The following is a 12,562-nucleotide window of genomic DNA, read 5'->3' as shown; positions in this document are numbered from 1 at the left end:
TTAAGGAGAAAACTTGGAATGCCTCATTGAACTCTAACCAGTAATTTATTAAGTTGAATTAATCTAAAGCATCTTTCAAGAAATTGAAAAGTGCTTTAGAGTATTAAATAGAAATAAATAAAAGCGCTATGCTTCGATATTTTAACCATCTATTGCTCATCCTTCTTGTGTTGCACTCATGCGCTACAGGAAAAAGATACCAGAAGTATGGTGCAGACACATTTAATGAAGCCCAGACCCAACAATTGGGTCTGGGTAATATCACCGAAGTTAAATTCAAAAATATCGATGGCTCTATGTCCACCGCTGCAAGGATGTATACGGACTATGGCAAATGGCATGATGCAATAAAAATAAAAGGCTTTATATCAACATTTATCTGGAAAGATGTAAAGCTTCTTTCATCGAGCGATAAGCTTTTTACGGTCTATACGTCAGGCATAGAAACCATGGATGATTATTATTCTTCTATTATGATTTTACACGAAGATAATACGGATGCATTGGCAACCGACAGCCCACTTCGGAAAGAACTTGTCGAGCTGTTTGAAGGTAGACTTAGAAGTATAAAAAACGATGAATTTTATCGCGATTTTTGGAAGTTCGATGATCCTAAGTATTATCGCGACCTGTATAATCAAAAGAAAAATAGAGATTATCATGAAGTGTTATATTAGCTTTTAGTCTCCGCGCTGATGTAAGTTGAATGATGTTTGGTGCATGAAATTTATGATCTTAACAAACTGATAGATTAGTTATGAGGATTCCCGCAATTTTACTTTTATTTCTTTTCGTCGCCTGCAAAAGTTCTCCTTCTGTAGAGCTTTCCGGCAGTTTATCAATTGATTCGACAGTATATGTAGATGTATACGATGCTATCAGCGGCAAACAAATTGCATCGGATACAATAGCGGAACATACTTTTGTCTTAAAGATAGACAGCATACGCGCCGGTATTTACACCGTTGTCTTTTCCTGGGAACGGGATATTCTGAAACCAACAGAGCTAAAACGCTATGCTCGTTTTGGCGAGGAAGAACTGCCTCGGTATGTACTTTCCAAATCCGTATGGTTAGATCCGAAAGAATCTCGAAAATATACGTTTTCAATATCAGAAGGGCTTGATCAGTCCCAATTGGAACAGGGCTTATTAGATGAAGATTGGGGAGCGGATTTAAATGTGAGTTCTAAAGGTGACAATTTTCGTTTATATCAGGAATTCTCAGAAATTGCAAAAGAATATAGCTTAGCAAATCTGAAAGCAAAAGACAGCCTTAAACAGATCATCTATAAGCTGAATGAATCAGGCGATCTGGAATCGTCTAGATTACTTCACCAGCAGCTAAGCGCTTTATGGATTAATAGTTTAAGGGATAGTTTGGTACGGGCTGAGGTAAACTTTCTAAAAAGGAATATAGCCACTGCACCTGCCCCATATATCTTTTACAGTTTGGTGAATACGCAAAATGACTTCTATAACTATAAAGAAGTTTATGATGCTTTATCCCCAAATGTAAAAGAGACTCTGGCAAAACGCATGTCGGTTTATTTAAGATAATACAGTTATGGAAAAAGTATTTGTAATTTTAGCCAGAGTTATTTGTAAATCCAAAAAACCAAGCGGATTTTATTCAGCAGCTACTGGATCTCAATCCAGATATTGAGGTTATGGTAAAAGACAAAAAAGGGGTGTTGTCGTTGCATAAAAACATGAGGTAATTTATGGACGTTTATGTGGTAACGCATGAACTAAAAAGTGAAAGGGTCAACATTTTTTGTCGACCCTTTCGCTTTTACTTTCTAATTTCCTCAGCTCCCTGAATAATCGCTTCAACTACTGTTGGATCTTGCAGTGTGGAAGTATCGCCAAGACTTGAAAGTTCGTTTTCTGCAATCTTGCGCAAAATGCGACGCATGATTTTACCTGATCTTGTTTTCGGCAAATCAGTCACAAATTGGATAATGTCTGGCTTGGCGATGGCGCCAATCAATCGCGTTACAGTCTGCAGAATGTCTTTGCGTGTACTTTCGGCGTCAATGTGGTGGTTCGCAATGACATAAGCGTAGATTCCCTGCCCTTTCACCGGATGTGGGTAACCCACGATAGCCGATTCGATTACATCGGAGTGCATATTTATGGCATTTTCGACTTCAGCGGTACCGATTCGGTGCCCTGAAACGTTTAGTACATCATCCACACGGCCTGTGATGCGATAGTAGCCCTCCGGACTTCTATAGCAGCCGTCGCCCGTGAAATATTTGTTTTCGTATGTTGAGAAATACGTCTGCTTGCAACGTTCATGATCGCCCCAGGTGGTGCGTAGCATACCCGGCCACGGGAATTTGATACAAAGATTTCCGGAGACATCGTTGCCTTCAATCTCCTGACCGTTTTCGTCCATTAGGCACGGTTGAACTCCAGGAAGTGGTAACATTGCGTAGCTAGGAATAGTAGGCGAGATGCCCGCCATCGGTGCTATTAATATACCGCCATTTTCTGTTTGCCACCAGGTATCGGCTATTGGCGCTTTGCCTTTGCCTATTTTGTCGTGAAACCATTGCCACGCTTCCTCATTGATAGGCTCCCCTACAGATCCTAGCTTTTTGATGCTGCTGAGATCATATTTGTCGACAAACTCATCCCCAAATGCCATCAGCGAGCGGAGTGCAGTTGGCGCGGTATACAGCGTATTTACCTTAAATTTGTCTACGATGTCCCAAAACCGACCTGCATCCGGAAACGTCGGGATACCTTCAAACATGAGCGAGGTTGCACCTTGGGAAAGGGGGCCGTATACGATATAGGAATGTCCGGTAATCCACCCGATATCTGCCGTACAGAAATAAACTTCATCGGGCTGGTATTGGAATACATTGGAAAAAGTATATCCGGTGTACACCATGTATCCCCCTGTTGTATGTACCACGCCTTTAGGTTTGCCTGTCGATCCCGAGGTATATAGAATGAAAAGTGTGTCTTCCGCATCCATCTCTTCTGCCGGACAGGTCGGATTTCCTTGCGTTTCCACTTTTTTGATTTCGTCTTCCCACCACACATCTCTACCTTTTATCATGGATATGGGCGTACGTGTACGTGTCAACACGATTACTTTTTCCACCGTTTTGCATTGCATAAGGGCATCATCCACAATGGTTTTTAGTTCTAATACTTTCGTGCCACGGAAGCCGCCGTCGGAAGTAATTACCAGTTTACAGTTGGCGTCATTGATGCGGTCTGCAATGGATTGGGCTGAAAATCCTCCAAATACCACAGAATGTATTGCACCAATACGGGCACATGCCAATACCGCAATAACTAATTCGGGTACCATTGGTAGGTAAATGCATACACGGTCACCTTTACGAATACTGTTGTTCTTTAAAACGTTAGCAAACTGTTCTACTTTTTGCAGCAACTGCTTGTAAGAAAGGATACGGTGCGATTCATTCGGATCATTCGGTTCCCAGATGATTGCGGGTTTATCACCCTGGCTATAAATGTGGCGGTCAAGACAGTTCTCCGTAATGTTGAGCTTACCTCCTTCAAACCATTTAATGTCTGGCTCGGTAAAATTCCAATTCAGTACATTTGTCCACTTTCTCTTCCAGAAAAAATTCTCCGCAATTTCTCCCCAAAATTGTTCCGGATTTTCACTACTTTTTTTGTACGCTTCTTGATACGCTTCAAAAGAATTAATTTGAAAACTCATCTTTTTTATTAAAATTTATAGGTCTATACTATTTTTATATTAAAACTTATTTGTTTCAGCCATATATTTATTATAAACAGCAGTTAAGTTCTTGTGTGAGCTAATTTAATTTTTTTTGATGTCAATTACTAATTTTCATGATATCTGCCCTGTGAAGTTAATGTTAAATAACGGATAAAAGTAAGGGGATGCGTATACTAAAGAAGATATATTATTTTTTGGTTTTTAGTAATCTGCTCATAGCTTTGGCTGCATATGTGCAGTGCGGATTAACGTACTTGATCCTAAATAAATCACCCAATTCCTTTGTTTTAGCAATAGAGGGAACAGCTACATTATTGCTTTACAACTTTAGTATACTACTGTCCAAGCCAAAGAAGCCCCAAGAGTCTCCTTATTTAAGAACCAGATGGATCTTCAAAAATGAATGGTTACTGTGGACAACTAGTATCCTAGCCTTTGGACTCCTAACATATGCCTTGATGCAAGTGCACATGTATACCCTTCTCTTTTTGGCAGGAATAGGCATGCTCAGTTTAGGATACACACTGCCTCTCTTTAAGATCAATGGTGTGCGGAGCGGATTGCGGCAGTTGCCCGGATTAAAGCTTTTTCATATTGCACTCATCTGGTCGTTAAGTAGTGTAGGCTTGCCCGTGATACAATTATGGGCGGAGGGAAACCAATTGGATTGGTACTCCGCCAATTATCTCGGTATAGCCAAAATCATCTTTCTATTACTTTGTACATTACCTTTTGATATACGGGATATTCGGCAAGATTCGTATTATCACCTTAAAACAATTCCCAATATGCTGGGCGAGAAAAAGGCCATTCGATTGTGCTATATTCTTGTATTGATACATTCGGTACTCGTTTTATGTTCTCCTTACGATAACGGAATAGTTATAGGTCTCTTCTTAACCAATTTAATCGTAGTCCTAGCGATGCGCTTTGTGATATTCCAGCGGATTGAGCGGTATCATTATGTCTATCTTTTGGATATGGCGCTGATCGTACAATTTCTCATCTGTGGTTTAACGCTCTATATCGTTTAATAAGTCCGACGGTTATGATACTGAATTACTTTATCCACTAAGATATCTGATAGTTTGTAATAACTTTCAAAAGTCCATCCGGCTACGTGAGGACTTAATAAGACATTGTGTCGTGCAATCAGGTCGGAATACCAATCTTGTTCACTAAGCCCCGGGAATTTTTCTACGGGTAGAACATCAAATGCTGCTCCCAGGATTTTTCCTGTGTCAAGGGCTTTCACTACAGCAGGGATGTGTACGATACCGCCGCGTGCACCCATTAAGAAGAAAATAGGTTTTCGGAAGTGAAACAGATATTCATCATCAACGAGTCCTTTCGTTTCTTTGGTTAACGGGATATGGAAACTGAGCACGTCCGCCTGTTTTACAATTTCTTCCATCGAAACTTCTTGCGCGTACGCATCCGAAAAACCAGTTTTATATTTATCATAGGCAATTACCGTGACATCAAATCCCGATAATTTTTTTGCCATGGCTTGTCCATTGTTGCCGTAACCTATTAATGCTACCGTCCGACCTTTGAGTTCATAACCTCTGTTTTCTTCGCGCAACCACTTTCCTTCGGCGATTTCCTGGTTTCCACGGTTGAGATTATTCATCAGACTAAGCAGCATGCCAATCATGTGCTCACCCACAGCATCCCGGTTGCCTTCATTAGCGCTGATCAAGGTAATACCTTTTTGCGCGGCATATTCATCATCGATGTTGTCCATTCCGGCTCCAGCACGACCGATAAACCTCAGTTCTGGTGCCAAATCTATGAATGCTCGATCTACTTGAAATTTAGAACGTATAATGAGACCCATATAATGCGAAATACGTGCCTCTGCTTCTGGCCTACTGATGGTAGGTTCGTAAGAATACGATATTCCTTGCTTGTCTAACTTCTCTAGCAAGACAGGGTGCACATCATCGACGATTAAAATAGTTGGATGCATAATTATTTAGTGATGGTCATAAAGTCGACGGAAAGGAGCTTTTCTAGCTTTGCTTGGCTCATTTTCTGGGGTGTGTTTTTTAGAATGGTGTTTCGTAGTGCAATCAACAATGGATTCTCCCATTGGGCTACCTCTCCAATATGTTTTGACGTTTGCGTAATATATCTTGTGCGCCGAAGTCTTCTTTTTTCAAAGGATAGAAATGCTTCCGTTACCGTCGTTTTATTACGAAGCACATCCATCAGTACGGCGACATCTTCTAACGCCTGACAGGCTCCCTGCCCCATATTGGGCGTAGTGGCATGGCCGGCGTCTCCTATTAGAAGAATAGGGCCATAGGCAAGGTGTCGCAATGGTTTGATGTCGATAATGTCGCTCCATATCAAATCGACATCTTTTGTGTAGGATAGTATCGACGGAATAGGGTCATGGTAGCGGCTAAAGTGACGATGCAAATCGGCTACTGTATAATTTTTGTAAGTCTCGTTCTGGAATGTAGCATTGATACAGGCGTACCAGTAAATACGTTTGTTGGTAAGCGGTGTCATGCCAAATCTTCCTTCTTTGCCCCAGGTTTCACTGCCCTGTTGTAATGCGATAACACTGTTGTCGATCGTAGCGCGCCAGCAGGTATAACCCGCATATCGCGGAACAGCAGCTGGTATTAGTTTTTGACGCAGTGGAGAATTAACGCCGTCGGCAATAATCAGGTATTTGGTATGGTGTATTGTGCCGTCGGCAAAGTGAATGGAAATAACTCCCTCTGTTTGGGACAAATCGATTGCTTTTTTACCCAAATGCAGCGATTGCGCCTTGACGTGTGACAAAAGATAAAGATGAAGATCGGCACGATGAATGGCGAAATTTTGCTGATTATATTTCTGACTTAATGTTTTCGTATTGGGTGCTACAAGTACATTTCCTTTGTCGTCTAAGATTCTATAGGAATCGAGGTGATGTCCCAATTTTTCAATGTCTTCCCGCATACCTAAATAGTCCAGCGCCTGCATCGCGTTTGCCCCTAAACCAAAGCCCGCTCCAATTCCTTTTAGTTCATCTGCTTGCTCAAATAGCGAAAAGTCCATTGCATTATTTTGGAAACCTATGGCAGTGGCTAAGCCAGCTACGCCTCCTCCAATAATTGTAAACTCACTATCTATATTCATACCATTATGCCTGGGTAATTTCGTTTGTTAACTGCATAAAATCGGCTACACTTAAGCGTTCGGCCCTTAATTCGTACAATGTATTATCGCTCATCTTATCCTTTGGAATGACGCCTGACAATGAGTTACGCAACGTCTTGCGACGTTGATTAAAACCGGCCTTTACCACGCGCCAAAATAGTTTTTCATCGCAATCCAGCGCCATTCGGGAGTTGCGTGTCATGCGCATGACACCTGATAATACCTTTGGAGGCGGATTAAAAGCGCCTGCTTTTACCGTAAAAAGATATTCTACGTCGTAGTATGCTTGAAGAAACACACTTAAAATGCCATATTCCTTACTGCCTGGTTTTGCTACACATCGTTCGGCAACTTCTTTCTGAAACATTCCTGTCATCTGGACAACACGATTTCGCTCTTCTAAAATTTTGAACAATATTTGAGAGGAGATATTGTAGGGGAAATTACCAATTATGGCCATTTTATCACCAAAATATTGGTTAAAATCCAGTGCCAGAAAATCTCCATGTATGAGCCGATCGCCTAGTTGTGGATACTTGTCGGAAAGGAATTCAATGGATTCCTCATCGACGTCTATCAAGTAGGTCTGGTATTCCTCATGTTGAAGTAAAAAGTCGGAAAGCACGCCCATCCCAGGCCCCACTTCTAACACATGCTTGAATCCCAAAGAAGGCGTTAAGGCATCTACAATGCGTCGAGCCGCGTTTTTGTCATTAAGGAAATGTTGTCCGAGGTATTTTTTTGCGCGTACAGTACTCATAAAAGCTATTTGATACAAAGATACTATTTTATGTTTTGGTACTATCGTAATTTTATTTGAGAGGGTGTTTAAGGAAATCCTTTCTAAAAACATCCAAACCCACAACGTCTCGACAATAAACACCATTGATAGTACGTATTAATAACACCTGAATATCCTACACGCCTCTCTTTTTTAACTAAGGCTCAATACTTGAAAATATTCTTTTTAAATACTGTTAATTAGAGAGATATGGTATTGTTATTGTGCAAATATTCATATGACATAAAATTATAAACATATGAAAAGGTTGATAAACCTAAGGAATCTCGTTGCTATAGTAGTAGCCGTTTCCATGATGGGGTGGACAAATGTAAATGCGCAGGAGCAAGGTAAAACCATGCCTCCTCCAAAAAAAACAAAAGAACTCCTAAAAACACCGAAACGTGAAAAGGGTATGCTCGATACCACAAAAACTGTAACGCCTAAAAAATCTCTCCCCGACTCCAAAGCTATTCCTCCTCCGAAAATGGAAGATAAGGCAACTGGTGAAAAACACAGTGGATTTGATGTTTTTTTAGATAAGGATAAGAAGAAATACTATTTAGATAAGGATGGTAAAAAGATCTTTTTGAATGAGAAATAGTATGCTTAATTAAAAAGTGGTTGTCATGCATAAGAATTCGTAAAACAGTAGAAAGCATTAGTTTTCTGCTGTTTTTTGTTTATTTTTGAGCGAATAAAGCTTTAAAAGATGAGTGAAAAATTAAAAGTAGGTATTAGTATAGGCGATATAAATGGGATAGGATTGGAAGTGATTATCAAGTCCCTTTTAGATAATCGTGTGTTGGAATATTTTACGCCCATAGTCTATGGAAATACCAAAAATGCTTCTTTTCATCGTAAAGCAAATCACATCAATGATTTCAGTTTCAATGTAATCAATGGAGTAGAGCAAGCGAATCCCAAGCGTGCAAATATGATCAATTGCTGGCAAGAGGATGTTCGAATTACGTTGGGCGAGGAAAATGAAATCGGTGGAAAGTATGCCTTCATTTCCCTCGAGAGAGCCGTGGAAGATTTGAATGCCGGAAAAATTGATGCTTTGGTCACAGCTCCCATCAACAAACATAATATTCAGCAAGAGGGATTTTCTTTTCCCGGGCATACGGAATACCTACAAAGTAAAACGAATTCGGACGATGTATTGATGTTTATGATCTGTGACGAGCTCCGTATAGGTGTTGTCACTGGGCATATTCCGGTTAAAGAGGTTGCGGCGCAGGTTACTGAAGAAGCGATATTAAAAAAGCTCCGTTTGATGAACCGCAGCCTTAAAACTGATTTTTGGATTCAAAAGCCAAAAATTGCTGTATTAGGACTGAATCCTCATGCTGGTGATAATGGCATCATAGGAACCGAAGATGATCTCATCATTCGTCCTGCCATTGATAAGGCAAAGCAGGAAGGAATCCTTTGTTTTGGACCTTATCCAGCAGATGGATTCTTTGCGTCGGAAACCTACTTGAAATTTGACGGCGTACTGGCGATGTATCACGATCAAGGTTTAATTCCTTTTAAACATATTGCGAATCGTAAAGGCGTAAACTATACAGCTGGATTGCCTATTGTACGCACCTCACCCGATCATGGAACAGGATATGACATTGCAGGTAAGAATTTAGCCTCCCACGAATCATTCTTAGAGGCGATATTTGCCGCGGTACATATCGTCAGAAATCGTAGAGAACAGGTGGAATTGGCTGCAAATCCATTAGCATTTCGCAAACTCTCAAAGGATAGAGACTGATCTTTACACGGAGAAGCAATTTTCTATACCTCGATTTCTATTTAAATTAAGTAATTTTGCGAATTATTAGACCCATAAGGGTCTGAAGTGCGAAAGCTATGACTGAATATCTACAACATCCTATATTTTCCATTATTAAAGAATTGGCAGAACATACGAAAACCGAATGCTACGTCATTGGCGGATATGTACGGGATCGTATTATGGATCGTCCGTTTAAAAATGATGTAGATATTCTAGTGATTGGAAGCGGAATAGATTTTGCAAATGCGTTGGGCGAAAAACTACGCACTAAAGTAGCTGTATATAAATCTTTTGGGACGGCCATGTTGGTTTATGATGGTTTGGATGTCGAATTTGTAGGGGCAAGAAAAGAATCCTATCGACGCGAATCACGTAAGCCTATTGTGGAAGACGGTACCTTGCCCGATGATCAGAATAGACGTGATTTCACCATTAACGCTATGGCCTATTCGCTCAATGCAGAGAACTATGGAGAACTGTTGGATCCGTTTAATGGTGTGGAAGATATTAAAAACCGCATTGTTCGGACCCCTGTAGCGCCCGCGGAAACATTTTCAGATGATCCATTGCGTATGATGCGGGCTATCCGCTTTGCGACGCAATTGAACTTTAAAATTGACATCCATGCGGTTCAATCCATTTCGGATACAAAAGATAGGATTAAAATCATTTCTAAGGAACGTATTACCGATGAATTAAACAAGATCATCTTGTCGGATAAGCCATCAGTGGGTTTTAAATACCTTTTTGATACAGGATTATTGGAGTTGATATTTCCAGCCATGTACAATCTACATGGTGTCGATGTAATTGATGGGAAAGGGCACAAGGATAATTTTTACCATACGTTGGAAGTGTTGGACAACGTTGCCGAGATGTCTACCGATCTATGGTTGAGATGGGCGGCTATTATGCATGATATTGCGAAGCCAGCCACCAAACGATTTGATAAGCGAATCGGATGGACATTCCACGGGCACGAAGACAAAGGAGCTAGGATGGTACCCAAACTTTTTGCCGAACTGAAATTGCCCCTTAACGACAAAATGAAATTCGTGCAAAAATTGGTACAGCTGCATCTTCGCCCAATTGTATTGGCACAAGAGATTGTAACCGATTCGGCTGTTAGACGTTTACTTTTTGAAGCTGGCGATGATATAGAGGCATTAATGTTGCTATGTCATGCAGATGTGACGACCAAAAATGAATTTAAGAAGAAAAAGTATAGAGATAATTTTGAGCTTGTAAAGCAGAAGCTCAAAGATGTAGAAGAGCGTGATCAGATTCGCAACTGGCAGCCCCCTGTTACTGGAGAAGATATCATGGAAGTTTTTGGATTGGGTCCAGGCAAGTTGGTCGGAATTATTAAGAACGCAATTCGCGAGGCAATTTTGGAAGGAGAGATTCCAAATAGCCGTGAGGCTGCGTATTATTTTATGGTGAAACGGGGGAAAGAAATAAATTTAGAACCAAAACGTACTTTGTCTTTAGAGACTTTAAAATAATTTTTATTTTTATACAGCGATTGGGCGTGAGCTTAAAAACGAAACTTATAATATGGCAATTTATAGATTTAGAGTAACTTTTGAAGATTATGAAGATATATATCGTGATATTGATATGCCTTCAAGAAGCACCTTCTTAGAATTACACCAGGAAATTCACAAAAGCACAGGTTATCCTGAAGACGCGTCTTCTTCATTCTACGTAAGCAATGACCAGTGGAAGAAGGGGACAGAAGTGGCGTTACAACCTTCTGCCCGAAAAATAGGCGAGGGCATATTACTTATGGAAAATATCCGTTTGAGTAAATTTATAGATGATCCCCATCAAAAATTCTACTACATCTATAATTTTGACCGTCCATATGATTTTCATGTCGAACTTATTAAGATTTTGAAAGAAGAGGATGGTAAGGTGTATCCAGCGTTATTTAAAGTTGTAGGTCAGGCTCCTAGACATCTGGCGGCGGCAAGTTTTCCAGCGGCGGATGTGGTTGATGATGACGAGGAGGATGATTTCGTCGATGCGGTTACCGAAGAGTATGGTGTGGATGAAGAGGATGATTTTGATACGGTGGATGAAGAAGAGGAAGGTGGAGAAGAGGAATCACAAAAATTCGGAGGAGAAGAAGGTTATTAGTACGCCCAATCCAGCAGCTAACAAGACGCTAGTGGTGGTGGTTGGCCCTACTGCGGTAGGTAAAACAGCTACAGCTATTTCTTTGGCGCAACATTTCAGTACGGAAATTATTTCTGCGGATTCGCGTCAGTTTTATCGCGAGATGAATATCGGTACGGCGAAACCCAGTGCAGAAGAATTAGCAGCAGCTCCGCATCATTTTATAGATTCCCACTCCATAGAGGAAGCGTATTCTGCGGGAGATTTCGAACGCGATGTATTAGATCTGTTAAAGCAGTTATTCCAAAAGCATGATACAGTTATCATGGTAGGAGGTTCGGGCTTATTTGTGCGGGCCGTTTGTGAAGGCCTGGATAATTTTCCCAAAGCTCCTCAAGGGGTGCGCGATCGATTAAATCAGGATCTAACACAGCAGGGTATTGAACCGTTGCAACAGCGCTTACTTCAAGTCGATCCTGCATATTATGCAAGTATCGATAGCTCCAATCCGCAACGGGTTGTCCGTGCTTTGGAAGTGTACGAAGCGACCGGTAATCCCATATCTTACTACCAAAAAAATAATACGGTTAAGCGACCCTTCAACATCATAACGATTGGGCTTAACACAGGTAGGGAGAAATTATACGAACGCATTAATATTCGTGTGGACCATATGATGGCAATGGGTTTGTTAGAAGAAGTAAAATCACTAAGGACCCACCGGGATAAACCTGCTTTACTGACTGTGGGCTATGCCGAATTGTTCGACTATTTGGATGGGAATATTTCTGTTCTGGAAGCGGTAGATAAAATTAAACAAAATTCTCGTCGCTATGCCAAGCGGCAGATTACCTGGTTTAAGAAATATGGTGATACCAAATGGTTTGAGCCAGATGAAATAGAGGAGATCGTTGCCTATCTTAATCTTTCTGTTTACAACAAAAAATCCCAAACAGAATAACTGCTTGGGATTTA

General features: G+C 40.7%; 12 protein-coding genes. 8 read left to right on the top strand and 4 right to left on the bottom strand.

Going from position 1 to position 12,562, the window contains the following annotated elements:
* Positions 1–128 precede the first annotated feature (128 nt).
* Both FAZ19_RS13760 and FAZ19_RS13755 read left to right on the top strand, forming a co-directional pair.
* A complete protein-coding gene (locus FAZ19_RS13760; protein WP_136821332.1) occupies positions 129–677 on the top strand; it encodes a hypothetical protein in 549 nt (182 codons plus the stop codon).
* A gap of 80 nt (positions 678–757) precedes the next feature.
* Entirely contained in the window at positions 758–1,558 is an 801-nt protein-coding gene (locus FAZ19_RS13755; protein ID WP_136821331.1) for a hypothetical protein, read from the top strand.
* A 235-nt stretch (positions 1,559–1,793) separates the two neighbouring features.
* Here the strand turns inward: FAZ19_RS13755 and acs are convergent, their stop codons facing one another.
* Entirely contained in the window at positions 1,794–3,710 is a 1,917-nt protein-coding gene (gene acs, locus FAZ19_RS13750; protein WP_136821330.1) for an acetate--CoA ligase, read from the bottom strand.
* Between the two features lie 188 nt (positions 3,711–3,898).
* Here acs and FAZ19_RS13745 point away from each other — a divergent pair, with 188 nt between their 5' ends.
* Positions 3,899–4,768, top strand: a complete 870-nt coding sequence (locus FAZ19_RS13745) for a UbiA prenyltransferase family protein (protein WP_136821329.1) — start codon at positions 3,899–3,901, stop codon at positions 4,766–4,768.
* On the opposite strand, the gene FAZ19_RS13740 is transcribed toward FAZ19_RS13745, so the two are convergent.
* From FAZ19_RS13740 to rsmA, 3 genes are read right to left on the bottom strand one after another with little or no spacing between them, the layout of a single operon-like run.
* Entirely contained in the window at positions 4,765–5,706 is a 942-nt protein-coding gene (locus tag FAZ19_RS13740) for an NAD(P)-dependent oxidoreductase (protein WP_136821328.1), read from the bottom strand. The two genes, FAZ19_RS13745 and FAZ19_RS13740, sit on opposite strands and share 4 nt — an antisense overlap.
* Positions 5,707–5,708: 2 nt before the next feature.
* Positions 5,709–6,872 carry an FAD-dependent monooxygenase gene (locus tag FAZ19_RS13735; RefSeq protein ID WP_136821327.1) on the bottom strand — a complete coding sequence of 388 codons (1,164 nt, stop codon included), beginning with the start codon at positions 6,870–6,872 and terminating at the stop codon, positions 5,709–5,711.
* Positions 6,873–6,876: 4 nt separating this feature from the next.
* Positions 6,877–7,653: a 16S rRNA (adenine(1518)-N(6)/adenine(1519)-N(6))-dimethyltransferase RsmA gene (gene rsmA / locus FAZ19_RS13730; RefSeq protein WP_136821326.1), complete on the bottom strand. Its 777-nt coding sequence runs from the start codon at positions 7,651–7,653 to the stop codon at positions 6,877–6,879.
* A 280-nt stretch (positions 7,654–7,933) separates the two neighbouring features.
* Between rsmA and FAZ19_RS13725 the strand changes: the two genes are divergently transcribed.
* The 5 genes from FAZ19_RS13725 (at position 7,934) to miaA (ending at position 12,548) form a co-directional block, all read left to right on the top strand.
* Positions 7,934–8,278, top strand: coding sequence for a hypothetical protein (locus FAZ19_RS13725; protein ID WP_136821325.1), 345 nt, complete (start codon positions 7,934–7,936; stop codon positions 8,276–8,278).
* Positions 8,279–8,386: 108 nt separating this feature from the next.
* Positions 8,387–9,442, top strand: a complete 1,056-nt coding sequence (pdxA, locus tag FAZ19_RS13720; RefSeq protein WP_136821324.1) for a 4-hydroxythreonine-4-phosphate dehydrogenase PdxA — start codon at positions 8,387–8,389, stop codon at positions 9,440–9,442.
* 98 nt (positions 9,443–9,540) lie between these two features.
* Positions 9,541–10,971 (top strand): CCA tRNA nucleotidyltransferase, encoded by a 1,431-nt coding sequence (locus FAZ19_RS13715; protein ID WP_136821323.1) that lies wholly within the window; start codon positions 9,541–9,543, stop codon positions 10,969–10,971.
* 52 nt (positions 10,972–11,023) lie between these two features.
* Complete coding sequence (locus tag FAZ19_RS13710; RefSeq protein WP_136821322.1) at positions 11,024–11,608, top strand: IS1096 element passenger TnpR family protein; 585 nt, start codon at positions 11,024–11,026, stop codon at positions 11,606–11,608.
* Positions 11,547–12,548, top strand: coding sequence for a tRNA (adenosine(37)-N6)-dimethylallyltransferase MiaA (gene miaA, locus FAZ19_RS13705; RefSeq protein ID WP_136821321.1), 1,002 nt, complete (start codon positions 11,547–11,549; stop codon positions 12,546–12,548). Before FAZ19_RS13710 ends, miaA begins: the two co-directional genes overlap by 62 nt.
* Positions 12,549–12,562: the final 14 nt, after the last annotated feature.

Origin of the sequence: Sphingobacterium alkalisoli, from assembly GCF_005049105.1 — a bacterium.
Lineage (GTDB): Bacteria > Bacteroidota > Bacteroidia > Sphingobacteriales > Sphingobacteriaceae > Sphingobacterium > Sphingobacterium alkalisoli.
This window is presented reverse-complemented; position numbering and strand designations above follow the sequence as displayed.

Coding starts and splice junctions, on each gene's coding strand:
- FAZ19_RS13760 (WP_136821332.1), top strand. CDS start 129: ATGCTTCGATATTTTAACCATCTATTGCTCATCCTTCTTGTGTTGCAC.
- FAZ19_RS13755 (WP_136821331.1), top strand. CDS start 758: ATGAGGATTCCCGCAATTTTACTTTTATTTCTTTTCGTCGCCTGCAAA.
- acs (WP_136821330.1), bottom strand. CDS start 3,710: ATGAGTTTTCAAATTAATTCTTTTGAAGCGTATCAAGAAGCGTACAAA.
- FAZ19_RS13745 (WP_136821329.1), top strand. CDS start 3,899: ATGCGTATACTAAAGAAGATATATTATTTTTTGGTTTTTAGTAATCTG.
- FAZ19_RS13740 (WP_136821328.1), bottom strand. CDS start 5,706: ATGCATCCAACTATTTTAATCGTCGATGATGTGCACCCTGTCTTGCTA.
- FAZ19_RS13735 (WP_136821327.1), bottom strand. CDS start 6,872: ATGAATATAGATAGTGAGTTTACAATTATTGGAGGAGGCGTAGCTGGC.
- rsmA (WP_136821326.1), bottom strand. CDS start 7,653: ATGAGTACTGTACGCGCAAAAAAATACCTCGGACAACATTTCCTTAAT.
- FAZ19_RS13725 (WP_136821325.1), top strand. CDS start 7,934: ATGAAAAGGTTGATAAACCTAAGGAATCTCGTTGCTATAGTAGTAGCC.
- pdxA (WP_136821324.1), top strand. CDS start 8,387: ATGAGTGAAAAATTAAAAGTAGGTATTAGTATAGGCGATATAAATGGG.
- FAZ19_RS13715 (WP_136821323.1), top strand. CDS start 9,541: ATGACTGAATATCTACAACATCCTATATTTTCCATTATTAAAGAATTG.
- FAZ19_RS13710 (WP_136821322.1), top strand. CDS start 11,024: ATGGCAATTTATAGATTTAGAGTAACTTTTGAAGATTATGAAGATATA.
- miaA (WP_136821321.1), top strand. CDS start 11,547: ATGAAGAAGAGGAAGGTGGAGAAGAGGAATCACAAAAATTCGGAGGAG.